Source organism: Pseudomonas fluorescens (assembly GCF_002837185.1).
Taxonomy (GTDB): Bacteria; Pseudomonadota; Gammaproteobacteria; order Pseudomonadales; family Pseudomonadaceae; genus Aquipseudomonas; species Aquipseudomonas fluorescens_AM.
On sequence record NZ_KZ478007.1, the window covers coordinates 1 to 17,682 of the forward strand.

The following is a 17,682-nucleotide window of genomic DNA, read 5'->3' on the forward strand; positions in this document are numbered from 1 at the left end:
ATCCCCAGGATGTGTTGTTTCATTCTGACCAAGGTTGTCAGTACACCAGTCATAAGTTCCGAAACGAGCTGCTGAAACAGGGGTTTAGGCAGAGTATGAGCCGTAAAGGCGAATGCTGGGACAACGCCCCGATGGAGCGTTTCTTTGGCAGCTTGAAATCAGAGTGGGTGCCTGAAACGGGCTACAAACTGGAACATGAGGCCCGAGCAGACGTGCAGCGCTATGTCTCGCGCTACAACATCAGCAGGCCTCATAGCTACAACGACTACCGGTCGCCGGTCGTGAAGGAAAGGTTGGCGGCGTGAACCTTAATCAGTGTCCAAGATTACTTGACCAGTTCAGCTTGCCCCCGATAGCGGTGGGTCAACCAAAATCAATGTTTGCTGGGCCGACGTCTTCGCGGGCAAGCCCCCTCCCACATTTGCCCGCGCTCGGTCAGAGGTGCAGCCACGCCAGGCCGCCGAGTACCACGGCCACGCCGCCGGCGGTGTACGCCATGCGCTTGAGCCATTCCTTGCGCGTGAGCAAGGTGATCGCCGCCAGTGAGATCGCGATCTGAATCGCCGTCATCGCCTGGGCCCAGCGATGGTGCTGGTGCAGCGCTTGTTCGGATTTGCGGTCCCATTCCAGGGAGGTGGCTTCAAGCTTCTCGGCTTGTTTGCGCACCTCTTCCTTCTGGCTTTTATAGCGCTGGATTTCATCGTTGTAGTGGGCGGCATCCACGCCGGGAATATGCGTGGCCAACTCCGCCAGGTTCTGGCGGCTGGACTTGGCCTGGTAGTAATTCCACTGGTTGGCGGCCTCGGTCTTGATGATCGCGGCGTTGTTCTTGTCCATCGCCGCCTCGCTTTCGCTGGAGCCGGCCTGGTAGCTGAGCATGGCGCCGACGGTGGCCATGATGGCCGTCATCACCGCGATACGACTGGCAAAGGTATCGCCTCGACCGTGGGCCTGTTCGGTGGTGTGTTCGAGGTGCTTTTCGTGGGGGCTGGGGACTTCGAAGGCTTCGGACATGGCGGCGTCTACGAGGGAGCAGAGGGAGCCTGATTCTTCACCAGTGCGGCTGTCTCAAGCCTGTCGATAACGCCGGATCAGGTGCCCATACACCGCAATATTGATCAACAGCACCAGCGCGCCCAGCCCTAGCTGGATCTGCGGCGTGAGCCCGGCCGGGTAGATCAGCGCGAGGAGGTAATGTTCGATGAAGCCTGCGCCATAACCGTCTTGCCCGGCCAAATGGCGCAACAGGTTTTCCCAGCGGGTGAGCGGGCAGGGCAGGTGAAACACCTCGACGGCAACGCCCCAGGTGGCTGCGGGCAGGTGCAGCCAGATCAGCGGTCGCCATTTGAGCGCCAACAGGCCACCGAACAACACAAACAGGATGAAGCATAAATGGAACAGCACCAGGCTGTCGGCGGCTAAACGGTAGAGCATGCTTGGGTTCGCTTTGAGGGCGTCGAAGGCGCGGGCTTTGGAGATGAAGTTATAACTCAAGTTGACAGGCGTTTATGCCAACGGCCCTGGCGATTTTTTCCCGCGTGGTTCGACGTGGTTTGGTGACCGCTTCTTGCTGGGCGAATGCCGATTGTGAAATGCCCAGGCGCTTGGCAACTTCATCCTGGGTGAGGTTCAAGTGCTCGCGCCAGGCCCGTATGGGTGTCGCTCCATCTACCAGGCGGCTGACGACAGCGTGGGTAATCAGGTTCGGGTCGTTTTGCCGGGCCAGATAATGTTCATAGGGGATCACCACAAAGGCTGGCTTGCCCTCGATATTGTGGATGATCTGTACGGCAGTAGGGTCGTTCGTCACGTTTCTTGACCTCTAGAATGCTGACCCCATGGATGTCGCCGTCCCAGTCGAAAAGGACGCGATAATTACCCACCCGCAACCGATAGCCGTGTGGATGGTTGACCAACGCTTTGACGTTGACTGCATCGGGCATGCGCTCAAGCGCTGATACCGCATTGCTTACCTGTTGCTGATGGTAGGTATGCAGCCGAAGCAGTTGTTTGACCGATTTGCGGGTCCAGTGGATCGAATTCATTGGAGGCTAATAAGTCTTTTATAAGGTTTGCAAGGTGCATTGTTAGATCACGGTCGAAAGCTGATCGCTATTCACTCACAAACTCTAGACAGGCGCCGCGCACGCCTGCAGGTAAAACTGTTGCGTGGTATGAATGACCTATCGGGGTTTCACCGAGGTTGCTCGCAGGCAGCCGGGCCCGCTATTGTGCTGAATCCTTTTAGTCTTCCCCCAGGGTTTCTGTTGTGATGAACGCACCGCGTACCGCTGTCCCGATCAAGGCTGTGATTTTCGACATGGACGGGTTGTTGCTGGATACCGAAGGCATCTACACCGAAGTCACGCAAATTATTGCCGAACGCTACGGCCGCACCTATGACTGGAGCATCAAGCAGCACATCATCGGGCGCGGTGCACAGGACCTGGCCGACTATGTCGTCAAGGCGCTGGACCTGCCGATCACACCGGCTGAGTTTCTAGAGATTCGCGAGCCGCTGATGAGCGAGCGTTTCCCCAAGGCCCTGGGCATGCCCGGCGCCGAGGCGTTGGTGCGGCATTTAAAAGCGCATAACATTCCGATTGCCGTGGGCACCAGTTCGTCGCGTAATTCGTTCGGCCACAAGACGACGTTGCACCGTGAATGGTTTGGCCTGTTCGACACCATCGTCACTGCCGACGACCCGGAGGTCGGCGCCGCCAAGCCCGCGCCGGATATCTTCCTCACCGCCGCGCGCCGCCTGGGCGTGGCGCCTGAGGATTGCCTGGTGTTCGAGGACTCGCCGTTCGGCGTGACGGCAGCGAAAGCGGCGCACATGACCGCCATCGCCGTGCCCGATGAAGCCATGGCTGACAGTAAATATCAGCATGCCGACCAGATCATCCGCAAACTGGCGGATTTCGATCTGGCGGCCTATGGCTTGCCACCCATGGCCTGATTCAACATCGGTCTGAAACTGTGGGAGGGGACTTGCCAGTCAGTTAAGCGTACACCGCCCTCTCGTAGGAGCGAGCAAGCTCGCTCCTACAGACGGCATTAGGGCAAGCCCCCTCCCACAATTGGTTTGTAGTTCTGCAATAAACTATGCGCTGAACCCCCCATCGATGGTCAGGCTGGCACCGGTGATATAGCCCGCTTCCGGCCCGGCAAGATAGGCCACAAAACTGGCAATCTCCTCGACATGGCCATAGCGCCCCACCGCCATCAACCCGATCAAACTCTCGGCGAACTCACTGTTCGCCGGGTTCATGTCCGTGTCCACCGGCCCTGGCTGCACGTTGTTGATGGTAATCCCCCGTGGTCCCAGGTCTCGTGCCAAACCCTTGGTCAAACCCACCAGCGCCGCCTTGCTCATCGCGTAGGGGCCACCGCCGCCAAATGGCATGCGCTCGGCGTTGGTGCTGCCGATATTGATCACACGGCCACCTTCGCTCATATGCTTGGCGGCTTCCTGGGTGGCAATAAAGACGCTGCGCACGTTGATCGCCAGGGTCTGGTCGAAGTCTTCCAGCTTGAAGTCCGCCAGCGGAGCGATAGCCAGCACGCCGGCGTTGTTCACCAGGATATCCAGGCGCCCGAAGGCCTCGACGGTGGCGTTGACCGCAGTGCGAATCGCCGCGGCATCGGCACTGTCGGCCTGAATCGCCAGGGCTTTGCCGCCTGCGCTGATCACGCTGTCCTGCAAGGCTTGCGCCTTGTCGGCCGAGCTGACGTAGGTAAAGGCAACGGCAGCGCCCTGCGCGGCCAGGCGCTTGACGATGGCGGCGCCGATGCCGCGGGAACCGCCTTGAACCAAGGCGACTTTGCCAGTGAGGATTGCTGTAGTCATGTCGATCTCCAAGTAGTTGATGAGCCGAGTATCGGCCTCACACGACCAGGCCGGTAGAGCGAGATTGCTATAGTCTGTGTAAACCAAAAGTTTACAGTGGTGGTTCATGGAGAGCTTTGGCAGTATCGAATGCTTTGTGCGTAGCGCCGAGGGCGGTAGCTTCGCAGAGGCTGCACGACACCTCAGCCTGACGCCGGCGGCAGTCGGCAAAAGCGTGGCCAAGCTGGAAGCACGCCTGGGCGTCAGGCTGTTTCAGCGCAGCACCCGGCGCCTGACCCTGACCGAAGCCGGCAAGCTGTTCCTGGGCGAAGTCAGCGGTAGCCTCACCACGATTCAGAACGCCGTGGCCAATCTGGCCAGCGCCGAGGGGCGCCCGGTGGGCACGCTGGAGGTCAGCATGGGCACGGTATTCGGCAATCGGTATGTGGTGCCGTTGCTGGGTGAATTCATGCGGCGCTTTCCGGCGATCAGCCCGGATTGGCACTTCGATAACCGCCAGGTGGACTTGATCGGCCAGGGCTTCGACGCCGCCATTGGCGGTGGCTTTGAACTGCCCCAGGGCGTAGTGGCGCGCACATTGACCCCGGCGCACCGGGTGCTGGTGGCGTCGCCGGCTTATCTGGCGCAACACCCCGCAGTGCGTGCGCCCGAGGATTTGTCGCGTTGCCACGGCATCCTGATACGTTCGCCGCAGACAGGCCGGGTGCGTTCATGGCAACTGACCCACCGCGAGCGCGAGCACAGCCCGCTGCTGCTCAAGCCCGCCATGACCATGAGTGATTCCGAAGCCGCCTGCTGCGCCAGCGCCCAGGGCCTGGGCATTGCGCTGGTCAGCCTGCCGATGGCCGTGCCGTTCCTCGACAGCGGTGCGGTGGTGCGGGTGTTGCCGGACTGGTATGTGGATGACGGGAATATCTGCATCTACTATGCCGAACACAAGTTGCTGCCCGGCAAGACCCGGGCGTTTGTGGATTTCGTGATTGAGCAGTTTGCCGAGCAGCAATTGGGCCGCAGATTCAGTGCGGTCGCAAAGTAAACAGAGTTCCAAGTGTGGGAGGAGGCCTGATCTTCAGTGGCCGAACTTGCCGGGCCAGCCCAGGATTTTCTTCGGCCTTGGCGTCGCATAGGTCCTGACCTTGGACGTCGACAACCCCAACCGCACCAGCGACTCGGCGATCGTCACCGCCGCCGTCACCCCATCCACCACCGGCACCCCGGTGCGCTGGCGAATCTGCTCGTCCAGCCCGGCCATGCCGCCGCAGCCCAGGCAGATCACTTCTGCCTTGTCCTCAAGGATGGCCAGTTCCGCCTGGCGCACGATCGCTTCCATGGCCGCCACTGGGTCTTCTTCCAACTCCAGCACCGCCATGCCGCTGGCCCGCACCGAGGCGCAGCGCTGGTACAGACCGGCGAGCTTCAGGCGGTCTTCGATCAGCGGTACCGTGCGGTCCAGGGTGGTCACCACCGAGTAGGCATGGCCCAGGAACATTGCCGTGCTGGCCGCAGCCTCGGTGATATCCACCACCGGCACGTTGAGCAGCTCCTGCAAGCCTTCGCGGCCATGCTCGCCGTAGCCGGCCTGGATCACTGCATCAAATGGCTGGTCGTAGGCCATTACGCGGTCCATGACCGCGATGGCGGCCAGGTAGCTTTCAAAATTGCCCTCCACCGACTCGGCGCCGAAGTAGGGGGTCAGCCCCACAATCTCGGTGCCCGGCGAGGCCACGCTTCTGGCCTGCTCAGCGATGGTCTGGGTAATGGATTCGGTGGTGTTGACGTTGACCACGAGGATGCGCATGGAAAGTCCTTGTTTAATGACTGACGTTATCGACGGCAATGCTTTCGCCGCTGACGTCGGCGTAGAACGGCTGACGCTTGGCGATCAGCAGGTACAGCAACCCTGCAATACCGGCGCCAAACAGCCAGGAGAACGGCGAGACGCTGGCAAATCCGGGCAACAGTGCCAGCAGGATGGCAATCACCGCTGCCGGCACGAACGCCGCTACCGCGCGCAGGTTCACGCCCCGGCTGTAGTAATAAACCCCCTGCGCGTCTTCGCTGTACAGTTGCGGCACATCCACCTGGCTTTTGCGGATCAGCCAGTAGTCGACCATGATCACCCCATACAACGGCCCCAGCAGTGCGCCCAGCCCGGAAAGGAAATACACGATCACCAACGGGCTGTTGTAGAGGTTCCACGGCAAGATCAACACCGCGACGGTGGCGCTGATCAACCCGGCGCGACGGAAGTTCAGGTACTTGGGCGCCAGGTTGCTCAGTACAAACGCCGGGGCGACGAAATTGGCCATGATGTTCACCGCCACCGTGACGATCAGAAAGGCCAGGCAGCCGAGCACAAGGAAGAAAGTATTGGGAATGGCGGCGATGATTTCGGTCGGGCTTTCGATCACGCGGCCATTGAGCTGGAACTGCCCGCCGCACAGCAGCACGGTGATGGCGGCGAACACCAGGATATTCACCGGCAGGCCCCAGAAGTTACCCACCAGGATCGTCCTGCGGCAGGGCGAGGAGCGCGCGAAGTCGCAGAAGTTAAGGATGAGCGTGCCGTAGATGGCCAACCACAGTGCGCCTCCGGCAAAGATATTGCGCCACATCTCACCGCCGCTCAGTGGCTCGCGGATCGACCAGGCAATGTGGCCGCCTGCCTGGAAGTACATCCAGCCGGCGAGCGAGGCCACGGTGAGCAGAATCACCGGTCCGGCGAATCCTTCATAGCGACGTACCATTTCCATGCCATAGGCCAGGATCACCAATTGCACCAGCCAGATCGCCACGAAACACGCCCAGCCGAGCGATGACAGGCCGAGAATCGAGTTGTGATCGTAGTCGGCAAACCCTGGATGAATCGCCGTGAGCAGCACGCGAAACACCACCGAGGCCAGGTAGGTCTGGATACCGAACCAGGCAATCGCAATCACCGCACGGATCAACGCCGGAATCTGTGCACCGTGTATACCGAAGCTGATACGGCTGATCACCGGGAACGGCACGCCGGTCTTCTGGCCCATGTACCCCGACAGGTTCATGAAGAAATACACCAGTGCCGCCCCTATCCCCAGGGACAGCAGAATCTGCCAACCGCCCAGGCCCAATGCATACAGGCCGATGGCGAATGAATAGTTGGCGATGTTGTGCACATCATTGGTCCACAGCGCAAAGATGCTGTAGCGCCCCCAGCGGCGACCTTCGGCCTTGGTCGGCGCCAGGTCCTTGTTGTGCAGGCGTGGGCTGAGAACCAGCGGGCCGGGGCTGGCGGCCTCGGGATTCAGAGCGGAGGAGGGCAGATCCAATGCGACGTGATGGGAGAGGCTTGTACGCATTCCGGCGGGCTCCAGCACATCCGCAGCAATGCGGCAGATGGCAAAGTGTATGTAGGTTTTGTATTTATTGTATACAAAGCGTAAATACTCCTAAGCCACATGCGTGCCAGTTTTCGATCTATGAAAATAGAAGCTAATTTCTTTTTTATTGGCTGTTTAAATAACTGGCTGAATTTAAAGCGATATAAATTGACCGTTCGAACAGCTATTTATTTTCTTGAGGATGGGGAGTGATCTGGGAGGGCGAAAAATTTTAGAAAGGAAGTGTTACGTTTTGGTGCGCTTAAAACTCGATTGCACACATAAATGGCACCGATAGTTACAGGCGTGTGTACATTTGAAGTGCCAACGCGAACCCAATGTGGGAGGGGGCTTGCCCCCGATTGCGGTGTGTCAGTTAAAAATATGCTGACTGACACTCCCTCATCGGGGGCAAGCCCCCTCCCACAGTCTTTACCGCGTCAACTTCACGCCTTGCTGATGATATTCCCCGCGTGCAGCCCGCATTCCTTCTGCGTGGCTTCTTCCCACCACCAGCGGCCTTCACGCTCGTGCTGGTTGGGCAATACCGGGCGGGTGCAGGGCTCGCAGCCGATGCTGATAAAGCCGCGCTCGTGCAGGCTGTTATAGGGCAGTTCAAGCATGCGGATGTAACCCCAGACTTCCTCACTGGTCATCTGCGCCAGCGGGTTGAACTTGTACAGGGTACGTTCTGGGGTAGAGAACGCCGTATCGATTTCCAGCGCGGCCACCTGACTACGGGTGCCCGGGCTCTGGTCGCGGCGCTGGCCGGTGGCCCAGGCGCGCACGCCTGCGAGTTTGCGGCGCAACGGTTCGATCTTGCGGATGCCGCAGCACTCGCCATGACCGTCCTTATAGAAGCTGAACAGGCCTTTCTCCTTGACGAAGGGTTCCAGCTTGCTCTGGTCCGGCGAGATCAGTTCGATGTCGATCTTGTAGAAGTCACGCACCTGTTCGATAAACCGATAGGTTTCCGGGTGCAGGCGGCCGGTGTCGAGGCTGAACACCTTGACGTTCTTGTTCAGCTTCCAGGCCATGTCCACCAGCACCACATCTTCGGCGCCGCTGAAGGAAATCCACAGGTCGTCACCGAACTGGCTGAACGCCAGCTTGAGAATGTCCTGGGCGGACTTGTTGGCATAGGTCGTGGCGAGTTCAACGACGTCGAAGGCTTGGTTCATCAGGACGGTTCCTACAGGTCAGTGGCGCTGAGCGCTCTATAGGCGGCGATGGTATCAAAATCCGCCCTGCGTTGCGGCGGCGTGCGTGAGTCGCTAGAGTTCGGCAGTCCTTTTGCTCGCTCAACTTGAATAATACGAACGGAGTGTCTTGTGGAAATTGCCTGTCTCGACCTGGAAGGGGTACTGGTTCCGGAAATCTGGATCGCCTTCGCCGAAAAAACCGGTATTGAATCCCTGCGCGCCACCACCCGTGACATTCCCGACTACGACGTATTGATGAAGCAGCGCCTGCGCATCCTCGATGAGCACGGGCTCAAGCTTGCCGATATCCAGGCAGTAATCGCGACACTCAAGCCACTGGAGGGCGCCATCGAGTTCGTCAACTGGCTGCGCGAACGCTTCCAGGTGGTGATTCTCTCCGACACGTTCTACGAGTTCTCCCAGCCGCTGATGCGCCAGCTGGGCTTCCCGACATTGCTTTGCCACCGCCTGATTACCGATGAAAGCGACCGGGTGGTCGGCTACCAGTTGCGCCAGAAAGACCCCAAGCGCCAGTCGGTGCTGGCGTTCAAGACACTCTACTATCGGGTGATCGCTGCGGGTGACTCCTATAACGACACCACAATGCTGGGTGAGGCTGATCGTGGAATTCTGTTCCATGCGCCAGAGAATGTGATTCGTGAATTCCCGCAGTTTCCGGCCGTGCACACGTTTGAGGACTTGAAGCGGGAGTTTATCAAGGCGTCGAATCGGCAGTTGAGCCTGTAAATTATCCGGCGCGGCTGATGGCCTCATCGGGAGCAAGCCCCCTCCCACATGAGCCTCCCAGCCTGCGCCTAAATGCCTGCCAGCAATCGTTCGTAAGGAATACACAATCCCTCATGCAGGCGTTTGATCATCGCCAGGCTCAGTTTGCGCTTGCCGTTCAGAACTTCTGACACTCGCCCGCTCGGGCCGATAAAGGGCTCAAGATCGCGGGCGGTCAAGCCCATTTGTTCCATGCGGAATTTGATCGCTTCTACTGGATCCGAAGGCGGCATTGGAAAATGTTCCGCCTCGTATTTCTCGATGAGAACGGCGAGAATTTCCAGTTCGTCACCTTCGGGGCTGCCGGTGGCCGCTCCCCAAATCTGCTCGACGCGCGCGAGCGCAGCGGCCAGGTCTTCCTGAGAATGAATAGGTTTGATGTTCATCACACGGTCTGCGCGTTATTTTCCTTATCTCCCATTTTGGGAGATTGTGGGGCGAAGTGGCCGAAGATGCAATTCCTGAAACAAATCCTGACGATTGAGCAGTCGCATATGTGATCCTTCACAGACGGCCGGTGGGCGGTGGAAGACGGAAGCTATCGCGCAGCTCACCGTCGGTCCACAACCGTTCTGATTCAGGGTTTTTCGTGGCGAAGTCGCTGCCTTGCGCGGCAGGAATGGCCTGGTTCTAGAGCGCTTCCAGGGTGTGTAACAACACCCGTACCTTGGTCAGCGACTCTTGATATTCCGCCTCCCACTGCGAGTCCGCCACGATCCCGCCGCCGCCCCAGCAGCACACCTGTGCGTCCTTTACCAGCAAGCTGCGGATGGCAATGGAGCTGTCCATTTCGCCGCGCACGTCCAGGTACATCAGCGAGCCGCAGTACAAGCCACGTCGGGTCGGTTCCAGTTCGTCGATGATCTGCATGGCGCGGATCTTCGGCGCACCGGTGATGGAGCCGCCGGGGAAGCTGCCTTTGATGAGGTCGAGGGCATCCTTATCGTCGGCCAGTGTGCCGGTGACGCTGCTCACCAGGTGGTGCACGTTGGGGTAGCTTTCCAGGCTGAACAGCTCCGGTACGGTTACCGAGCCGATACGGCAACTGCGGCCGAGGTCGTTGCGCAGCAGGTCGACGATCATCAGGTTTTCCGCGCGATCCTTGGGGCTGGCCAACAGTTCGTTGGCGTGCGCCGCGTCAGCCTGCGGTGTCAGGCCACGGGGGCGGGTGCCTTTGATCGGGCGGGTTTCGACATGGCGCTCGCTGATACGCACGAAACGCTCGGGCGACAGACTCAATACCGCACCGTGATCCGGGAGGCTCTGGAATCCGGAGAACGGCGTCGGGCACGCTTGGCGCAATGCACAGTAAGCCACCCATGGATCACCGGCGCACGGCGCGCGAAAACGCTGGGCAAAGTTGACCTGATAACAGTCACCGGCCTGGATGTAGTCCTGGATGCGCACGATGGCCTGGCGGTACGCCTCGGCCGTGAGGTCCGGCGCCATCGGGCCTTGCAGCGTGAAGCTGGCCGTTGACTCAGTGAACGGCCGACTGAACAAGGCAATCAGGCGCTGCCGCTCACTGTCGACCAGTGTGGGATGAAACACCAGTTGGCTGGTCTGCGTCTGGTGATCACTGATCAGCGCCCAGGCGTACAGGCCCAAGCGCGCGTCCGGCAGGTGCAAGTCGTCCACCGCCAAGTGGGGCATGTGTTCCAGGTGTCGGCCGAAGTCGTAACTCAGGTAGCCGATCAAACCACCGGCAAAGGGCAGCTCTACACCGGCGGGCAGTGCCGCGTCGCCCAAGTGCGTCAGGCTTTCGCGCAAGCGTTGCAGGAAATTGCCGCCGCTCTCCTCAGGCTCAACCGCCAGGGTCGCCTCGGGCCAGGCACTGAGCAGGTCATAACGGCCACGCTCGGCAGCCGGTCGACCGCTGTCGAGCAGCACCGCGCCAGGGGCATGACGAATCGCCGCAAAGTAGTGGGCGGGGTTGGCCCGATAGGGCAGCGGATGTACGGAACAAGTCGACATGCGGGGTGGATCAGCCAGTGGCGCGGGGGGGAAGGAATTGTAGTCCCCTGTAGGATTTGCTCCTAGAGGGGATGTCGGGGATAGACAGTTTGAAGACCGGATCAGCCTTCCACCGGCGGAATATGGCCGAACATTTCCTGTACGAACTTGACCCGCTCTTCCACGGTTTCCGTCACGCCGGCGGCTTTCAGTTCTTCCAGCCGCGCCTCCACCGCATGGGTGCGCAGGGTCAGGCCGCAGTCGTTGGCAATCTGGATATTCAGCCCCGGCCGCGCATTCAGCTCCAGGATCAGCGGGCCTTTTTCCTGGTCCAGTACCATGTCCACGCCGATATAGCCCAGGCCGCACAGCTCATAACAGCCGGCCGCCAACTTCATGAAGCCGTCCCAGTTGGGCAGTTGCACGCCATCCACCGCATTGGTGGTATCGGGGTGTTTGGTGATGATGTTGTTCAGCCAGGTGCCACGCAGGGTCAGGCCGGTGGCGAGGTCCACGCCCACGCCAATCGCGCCCTGGTGCAGGTTGGCCTTGCCACCGGACTGACGGGTCGGCAAGCGCAGCATCGCCATCACCGGGTACCCCATCAGCACAATGATGCGGATATCCGGCACGCCTTCGTAGCTGATGCTCTTGAAGATCTGGTCGGGCACCACGCGGTATTCGATCAAGGCGCGGTCGCGGTGGCCGCCCAGGGAGTACAGGCCGGTCAGGATGCTGGAAATCTGATGCTCGATTTCTTCATGGCTGATGATCTTGCCGGACACCGTGCGATAGCGCCCTTCAAAACGGTCTGCCACCACCAGGATGCCATCGCCGCCCGCGCCCTGGGCGGGCTTGATCACGAAGTCGCTGCGCCCGCCAATAATGTCGTCGAGCCTGTCGATTTCCTTCTCGGTGGAGATCACCCCGTACATCTCCGGCACGTGGATGCCGGCCGCCAGGGCCCGCTCCTTGGTGATGATCTTGTCATCCACGATCGGGTACAGGCTGCGCTTGTTGTACTTGAGCACGTAGTCGGCGTTACGCCGGTTGATGCCCATGATCCCGCGCGCCTCCAGGGCTTTCCAGGTCTTCCAGAAGCCGAACATTACGAGTCAGCCTTCAGGAACGCCTTGAAACGTACCAGTTCGGTCAGGCGATAACCGCGATAACGCCCCATGGCCAGCATGAAACCTACCAGGATCAGCAGGATCGCCGGGAAGGTGAACACGAAGTAGATCAGCTCCGGCACGCTCATGATGATGTGCGCCAGGGAGGCCGCGAACAGCGTGCCGATCGCCACTTTCAGCGCATGGTTGGCGCCGCGCTCTTCCCAGGTGATCGACAGGCGTTCGATGGTCATGGTCAGGATCACCATCGGGAACAGCGCCACCGACAGGCCTCGCTCAAGGCCCAGCTTGTGGCTGAACAGGCTGATGGCGGCAATCAGCACCACCACGAAGGTCAGCACCACCGACAGCCGTGGCAGCATCTGCAGCTTCAGGTGCTCCAGGTAGGACCTGAGCGACAGCCCCAGCGCTGTAATAATGGTAAACAGCACAATGCCGAAGCCCAGTTGCGTCTCGCGAAATGCCAGGGCAATCAGTACCGGGGTGAAGGTGCCAAGGGTCTGCAGGCCGATCAGGTTGCGCAGGATCAGGATCACCAGCACGCCAATCGGGATCATCACCATGATCATGAACGTCTGTTGGGTTTGCAGCGGCAGGCCGTACAGCGAGTATTCGAGAAAGTTGGCGTCGGTGTTTTCGTCGGTCAGCTTGGCCAGGCGAATCGCGTTCATCTCGCTGTTGTTCAGGCTGAAGGTGACCATGGCTTTCTTGCCACCATCGACCGTGATCAGGTTTTCATCGCCGGTCCACCACAGCAGGCGGTCGGCGGGCAGGCCTTGTTCACCGGTTTCCGGGTTGAAGTACAGCCAGTCGTTGCCGTTGAAGCTGCGCAACCACAGTTCAGGCGATTGCGGCTGGTCGGCGACGAGGCGGATGGTGTGGACTTTTTCCACCGGAACATGAGCGATGGACAGCAGCAATTCGACGATCTTGGCCTTGTGCGACGTCGACGGGTCGCCCGCCAGCAGCAGCTTCACGTTGTCGTCGTTGAGGTTGTTGGTGCGCTTGATGGCTTCGGTGATAAAGGTTTCGACGTCTGCCGAGTGCTGGCGAATCGGCGCGAGCAAGGCTTCGGCGGCAATTTTTTCCGGGCCTTCCACGGCGATGCTGTCGCGAAAGGTCGGGCCCTTGATCTTGACCTTTTCACCGCTGTAGCGCTTGGTCAGCACCAGACGGTAATACAGCGTCTGGTTGCCCTTGGCGCGGCGCGCCGACCACGTGACCTTGCGGTTGCCGTCGGCGCGGTTGACGCTCACCCCGTAGTTGTTCGAGATAAAACTCTCATTGAGGCTGACGAAGTCGCGGCTCAACGGCGGCACGAACATCGAAATCTTCACCGGGTCCTTGGGACTGGCGACGAACTCGACCTTGGCGTCGATGTTCCACAAGTCGTCGGTGGCGTCCTCGGTGACAGGGATGCCCAGCACGAAGATCTGGTAGGCGGTGACCGAAATACCCAGCACCACCAGAATGGTGATCAGGATTTTCAGGTGCAGGGTCAGAGAGCGCATTCGGTTTACTCGGCGGTATGAGCGTCGGCGGCGCAGGCAGGTTTGCCTGCTGCATATTTAAGGCTGGGGTCGATCAGCGCGTCAAAGCGCTTGAGCGCTTCGGAGCCGATCAGCAGCGGATATTGGAAGGTGCTGCGGTCAGTCAAGTTCACTTCGATGCTGCGTAAAGCGCCGCCCATGCAGATATCCAGGGCAATCACCGGACGAGCGGTGTACTTCTTGTCCTCATCGGGATCGTAATCATCGGCGCGGCGCTTGATTTTGCTGACGCGGGCCAGGGGACGTTCGATGGGATGGGAGTGGGCGGTATCGATGGCCAGGTAGAAACGTACCCAGGATTCGCCGTTGCGCTTGAAGCGTTTGATATCGCGCGCACTCAGCGAGGCAGTCTTGGCGCCCGTGTCGAGTTTTGCCGCGACTTCCAGGTCGATGCCCGCCAGCTTGGCGTATTCGTTCAGGCCATACACCGTCTTCTCGGCGGCAACGCCAAGGCTCGGTATGGACAATAGGCATAACAGTAGGGGGAAGGGCTTGAGTCTCATAATTCCTGAGGCGATGCAGTGCGAAATTCAAGGCGACTGGCATTACTGCGCAAGCTCCCTCGTGCGCCATTTCATCTGGAGATGTCAGGCAAAAGCGGCGGGCATTCTAACATGATGCTTTTTTGGCGCCAGCGCTGGCAGGCGGCCATGCTCGTCAATGTCAAAGGAGGTTATTAGACGATTGTCGACAATGTGGATTTATTCTTTGACTAAGTAGTGGGTATTAGCTAGTTTTTGCCACATTGCTTTTAGAGGTGTCGACAATATGCTGGGTCAACCGGAATTTCCGCCGGCGCTGTCGGATGAATCCCAAACTATGTCGGAAAACGTCTTCCGGCGCATCCAGGCCGCCATCGTCAAGGGCGAGATCGCCCCCGGCACGAAGATTTCCGAACCGGAGCTGGCGCGTACCTATGGCATCAGCCGTGGCCCGCTGCGCGAGGCGATTCACCGTCTGGAAGGCCAGCGCCTGCTGGTGCGGGTGCCCCATGTCGGCGCGCGGGTGGTGTCATTGAGTCACGCCGAGCTGATCGAGCTGTATGAAATCCGCGAGTCATTGGAAGGCATGGCTTGCCGGCTGGCGGCCGAGCGCATGACCGACGCGGAAATCGAAGAACTGCGCCAGGTATTGCACACCCATGAACGGGATGCCGCGTTTCAGGCCGGTGTCGGCTATTACCAGCAGGAAGGTGACTTCGATTTTCATTACCGGATCATTCAAGGTGCCGGTAACCGCACCCTGACCCAGATGCTCTGTGGTGAGCTGTACCAATTGGTGCGCATGTACCGCATCCAGTTTTCCACCACCCCCAATCGTCCACGTCAGGCCTTTGCCGAGCATCACCGCATTCTTGACGCGATTGCCGATCGCGACGGTGAACTGGCCGAACTGTTGATGCGTCGGCATATCGGCGCTTCGAAACGCAACATCGCCCGTCACTTTCCGGACGGCGCTCCCCAATAAATAGAGGTGAGTCATGAGTTCCACGAACAAGAGCACCCCAGGCCAGCGTTTTCGTGACGCGGTCGCCAGTGAACAGCCGCTGCAGGTGGTTGGCGCAATCAACGCCAACCACGCCTTGCTGGCCAAGCGCGCCGGCTTCAAAGCCATCTATCTGTCAGGCGGAGGCGTGGCCGCCGGCTCCCTGGGCGTTCCGGACCTGGGCATCACCGGCCTGGATGATGTGCTGACCGATGTACGCCGTATCACCGATGTGTGCGACCTGCCGCTGCTGGTGGACGTGGACACCGGTTTCGGCTCCTCGGCGTTCAACGTGGCGCGCACCGTTAAGTCGATGATCAAGTTTGGCGCCGCCGCCATCCACATCGAAGACCAGGTCGGCGCCAAGCGCTGCGGCCATCGCCCCAACAAGGAGATTGTGTCCCAGCAGGAAATGGTCGACCGCATCAAGGCCGCCGTGGACGCGCGCACCGATGACAGCTTCGTGATCATGGCCCGCACCGACGCCCTGGCCGTGGAGGGTTTGGAGTCCGCCCTGGAACGCGCCGCCGCCTGCATCGAGGCCGGCGCCGACATGGTGTTCCCGGAAGCCATTACCGAACTTGAGATGTACAAGCTGTTCGCCTCGCGGGTCAAGGCACCGATCCTGGCCAACATCACCGAATTCGGCGCGACCCCGCTGTACACCACCGAACAGTTGAAATCTGCCGATGTTTCCATCGTGCTGTACCCGCTCTCGGCCTTCCGCGCCATGAACAAGGCCGCCGAGAATGTGTACACCGCGATCCGTCGCGACGGTACGCAACAGAACGTGATCGACACCATGCAAACCCGCATGGAGCTATACGATCGTATCGACTACCACACCTTCGAGCACAAGCTCGACGCGCTGTTTGCCGCGAAGAAGTAACGGCTATCCGCTTAACTGCTGTAGGAGCGAGCTTGCTCGCGAAAATCGTCAACGATAACGCGGGAAACTTGAAGATACGCGGTGAATGTGCGGTCTTCGCGAGCAAGAACCAGGCGTCCCCCTCGCTCCTACAGTGATAAATACAAAAATGGGAGAAGAACCATGGCTGAAGCAAAAGTATTGAGCGGTGCCGGCCTGCGTGGCCAGGTGGCCGGGCAGACCGCACTGTCGACCGTGGGCCAGGCCGGTGCCGGCTTGACCTATCGCGGCTATGACGTGCGTGAACTGGCCGCCGATGCGCAATTTGAAGAAGTCGCTTACCTGCTGCTGTACGGCGAACTGCCGACCCGCACCGAACTGGCTGCCTACAGCGCCAGGCTGGGCAAGCTGCGCGACTTGCCGCAAGCGTTGAAGGAAGTGCTCGAACGCATTCCCGCCGACGCCCACCCGATGGACGTGATGCGCACCGGTTGTTCGTTCCTGGGCAATATCGAACCGGAAAAAGACTTCAGCGTGCAGCATGACGTCACCGACCGCCTGCTCGCCGCGTTCCCGGCGATCATGTGCTACTGGTACCGCTTCAGCCACGATGGCGAGCGCATCGATTGCGTCACCGACGAGCCGAGCATCGGCGGGCACTTCCTGCACCTGCTGCATGGCAAGAAGCCGAGCGAGCTGCATGTCAAAGTGATGAACGTGTCGCTGATCCTCTACGCCGAACACGAATTCAACGCCTCGACCTTCACCGCCCGGGTGTGTGCTTCGACCCTGTCCGACCTGTATTCCTGCGTCACCGCCGCCATCGGTTCCCTGCGCGGCCCGCTTCACGGCGGTGCCAACGAAGCGGCGATGGAGATGATCGAGCGTTTCGGATCGGCCGAAGAAGCCGTCGAAGGCACCCTCGGCATGCTGGCGCGCAAGGACAAGATCATGGGGTTTGGCCACGCGATCTACAAGGACAGCGACCCGCGTAACGAAGTGATCAAGGGCTGGTCGAAAAAACTCGCGGACGAGGTGGGCGACACGGTGTTGTTCCCGGTGTCCGAAGCCATCGACAAGACCATGTGGGACCAGAAGAAGCTGTTCCCCAACGCCGATTTCTACCATGCCTCGGCGTACCACTTCATGGGCATTCCCACCAAGCTGTTCACGCCGATTTTCGTCTGCTCGCGGCTCACCGGCTGGGCGGCGCACGTGTTCGAGCAGCGCGCCAATAACCGCATCATCCGTCCCAGCGCCGAGTACATCGGCGTTGAGCAGCGCAAGTTCGTGCCAATCGAACGTCGCTGAATGAGAGGACCGACGGGCCCGGGATTGGAATGCGATCAAAGTGTGGGAGGGGGCTTGCCCCCGATAGCAGTGTGTCATGCAACACATGTGTCGACTGATACACCGCTATCGGGGGCAAGCCCCCTCCCACATTTGGATTGCATTTCAATTTTCCGACCGGCGTAGGTCTTCCTTTTGCAATCACC

General features: G+C 59.9%; 19 protein-coding genes and 1 pseudogene. 7 read left to right on the forward strand and 13 right to left on the reverse strand.

Going from position 1 to position 17,682, the window contains the following annotated elements; translation table 11 throughout:
• Positions 1–305, forward strand: a 305-nt coding sequence (locus tag CIB54_RS19310; protein WP_157829743.1) for an integrase core domain-containing protein, incomplete at its 5' end; no start/stop codon positions are given.
• A 130-nt stretch (positions 306–435) separates the two neighbouring features.
• On the opposite strand, the gene CIB54_RS19315 is transcribed toward CIB54_RS19310, so the two are convergent.
• From CIB54_RS19315 to CIB54_RS19330, 4 genes and pseudogenes are all read right to left on the reverse strand, one after another.
• Positions 436–1,014, reverse strand: a complete 579-nt coding sequence (locus tag CIB54_RS19315; protein ID WP_065949855.1) for a DUF4337 domain-containing protein — start codon at positions 1,012–1,014, stop codon at positions 436–438.
• A gap of 54 nt (positions 1,015–1,068) precedes the next feature.
• Positions 1,069–1,434, reverse strand: coding sequence for a DUF2784 domain-containing protein (locus tag CIB54_RS19320; RefSeq protein ID WP_101220690.1), 366 nt, complete (start codon positions 1,432–1,434; stop codon positions 1,069–1,071).
• Positions 1,435–1,483: 49 nt separating this feature from the next.
• The gene (locus tag CIB54_RS19325) at positions 1,484–1,810 is read right to left on the reverse strand and encodes a helix-turn-helix domain-containing protein (RefSeq protein WP_101220691.1); all 327 of its coding nucleotides are present in this window, start codon (positions 1,808–1,810) and stop codon (positions 1,484–1,486) included.
• Positions 1,794–2,045, reverse strand: a pseudogene (locus CIB54_RS19330) (type II toxin-antitoxin system RelE family toxin); the annotation flags it as partial. The pseudogene CIB54_RS19330 and the gene CIB54_RS19325, both read right to left, overlap by 17 nt.
• A 227-nt stretch (positions 2,046–2,272) precedes the next feature.
• On the opposite strand from CIB54_RS19330, the gene CIB54_RS19335 reads away from it, so the two are divergent.
• Positions 2,273–2,959: an HAD-IA family hydrolase gene (locus CIB54_RS19335; protein ID WP_065949853.1), complete on the forward strand. Its 687-nt coding sequence runs from the start codon at positions 2,273–2,275 to the stop codon at positions 2,957–2,959.
• Positions 2,960–3,103: 144 nt separating this feature from the next.
• On the opposite strand, the gene CIB54_RS19340 is transcribed toward CIB54_RS19335, so the two are convergent.
• Positions 3,104–3,850, reverse strand: coding sequence for a 3-oxoacyl-ACP reductase family protein (locus CIB54_RS19340; protein ID WP_101220693.1), 747 nt, complete (start codon positions 3,848–3,850; stop codon positions 3,104–3,106).
• Between the two features lie 106 nt (positions 3,851–3,956).
• Here CIB54_RS19340 and CIB54_RS19345 point away from each other — a divergent pair, with 106 nt between their 5' ends.
• Positions 3,957–4,886, forward strand: a complete 930-nt coding sequence (locus CIB54_RS19345) for a LysR family transcriptional regulator (RefSeq protein WP_101220694.1) — start codon at positions 3,957–3,959, stop codon at positions 4,884–4,886.
• A 33-nt stretch (positions 4,887–4,919) separates the two neighbouring features.
• Here CIB54_RS19345 and CIB54_RS19350 read toward each other — a convergent pair whose 3' ends face one another.
• From CIB54_RS19350 to CIB54_RS19360, 3 genes are all read right to left on the reverse strand, one after another.
• Positions 4,920–5,648 (reverse strand): aspartate/glutamate racemase family protein, encoded by a 729-nt coding sequence (locus tag CIB54_RS19350; RefSeq protein WP_101220695.1) that lies wholly within the window; start codon positions 5,646–5,648, stop codon positions 4,920–4,922.
• 13 nt (positions 5,649–5,661) lie between these two features.
• Positions 5,662–7,191 carry an NCS1 family nucleobase:cation symporter-1 gene (locus tag CIB54_RS19355; protein ID WP_101220696.1) on the reverse strand — a complete coding sequence of 510 codons (1,530 nt, stop codon included), beginning with the start codon at positions 7,189–7,191 and terminating at the stop codon, positions 5,662–5,664.
• Positions 7,192–7,658: 467 nt separating this feature from the next.
• Entirely contained in the window at positions 7,659–8,393 is a 735-nt protein-coding gene (locus CIB54_RS19360) for a phosphoadenylyl-sulfate reductase (RefSeq protein ID WP_065949848.1), read from the reverse strand.
• Positions 8,394–8,543: 150 nt separating this feature from the next.
• Between CIB54_RS19360 and thrH the strand changes: the two genes are divergently transcribed.
• A complete protein-coding gene (gene thrH / locus CIB54_RS19365) occupies positions 8,544–9,161 on the forward strand; it encodes a bifunctional phosphoserine phosphatase/homoserine phosphotransferase ThrH (protein ID WP_065949847.1) in 618 nt (205 codons plus the stop codon).
• A 68-nt stretch (positions 9,162–9,229) separates the two neighbouring features.
• On the opposite strand, the gene CIB54_RS19370 is transcribed toward thrH, so the two are convergent.
• The 5 genes from CIB54_RS19370 to CIB54_RS19390 all read right to left on the reverse strand — a co-directional run bounded on the left by CIB54_RS19370 (position 9,230) and on the right by CIB54_RS19390 (position 14,336).
• The gene (locus tag CIB54_RS19370) at positions 9,230–9,586 is read right to left on the reverse strand and encodes a helix-turn-helix domain-containing protein (RefSeq protein WP_101220697.1); all 357 of its coding nucleotides are present in this window, start codon (positions 9,584–9,586) and stop codon (positions 9,230–9,232) included.
• A gap of 244 nt (positions 9,587–9,830) precedes the next feature.
• Entirely contained in the window at positions 9,831–11,174 is a 1,344-nt protein-coding gene (gene pabB / locus CIB54_RS19375) for an aminodeoxychorismate synthase component I (RefSeq protein ID WP_065949845.1), read from the reverse strand.
• A gap of 101 nt (positions 11,175–11,275) precedes the next feature.
• Positions 11,276–12,262 carry an alpha-L-glutamate ligase-like protein gene (locus CIB54_RS19380; protein ID WP_065949844.1) on the reverse strand — a complete coding sequence of 329 codons (987 nt, stop codon included), beginning with the start codon at positions 12,260–12,262 and terminating at the stop codon, positions 11,276–11,278.
• Complete coding sequence (locus tag CIB54_RS19385) at positions 12,262–13,794, reverse strand: osmotic stress tolerance membrane protein RloB (RefSeq protein ID WP_065949843.1); 1,533 nt, start codon at positions 13,792–13,794, stop codon at positions 12,262–12,264. Before CIB54_RS19385 ends, CIB54_RS19380 begins: the two co-directional genes overlap by 1 nt.
• A gap of 5 nt (positions 13,795–13,799) precedes the next feature.
• Positions 13,800–14,336: a retropepsin-like aspartic peptidase RloA gene (locus CIB54_RS19390; protein WP_065949842.1), complete on the reverse strand. Its 537-nt coding sequence runs from the start codon at positions 14,334–14,336 to the stop codon at positions 13,800–13,802.
• A gap of 265 nt (positions 14,337–14,601) precedes the next feature.
• Here CIB54_RS19390 and CIB54_RS19395 point away from each other — a divergent pair, with 265 nt between their 5' ends.
• The 3 genes from CIB54_RS19395 to prpC all read left to right on the forward strand — a co-directional run bounded on the left by CIB54_RS19395 (position 14,602) and on the right by prpC (position 17,497).
• A complete protein-coding gene (locus CIB54_RS19395; protein WP_065949841.1) occupies positions 14,602–15,300 on the forward strand; it encodes a GntR family transcriptional regulator in 699 nt (232 codons plus the stop codon).
• A 13-nt stretch (positions 15,301–15,313) separates the two neighbouring features.
• Complete coding sequence (prpB, locus tag CIB54_RS19400) at positions 15,314–16,207, forward strand: methylisocitrate lyase (RefSeq protein WP_101220698.1); 894 nt, start codon at positions 15,314–15,316, stop codon at positions 16,205–16,207.
• A gap of 162 nt (positions 16,208–16,369) precedes the next feature.
• Positions 16,370–17,497, forward strand: a complete 1,128-nt coding sequence (prpC, locus tag CIB54_RS19405; protein WP_065949839.1) for a bifunctional 2-methylcitrate synthase/citrate synthase — start codon at positions 16,370–16,372, stop codon at positions 17,495–17,497.
• The last annotated feature ends 185 nt before the right edge of the window (positions 17,498–17,682 follow it).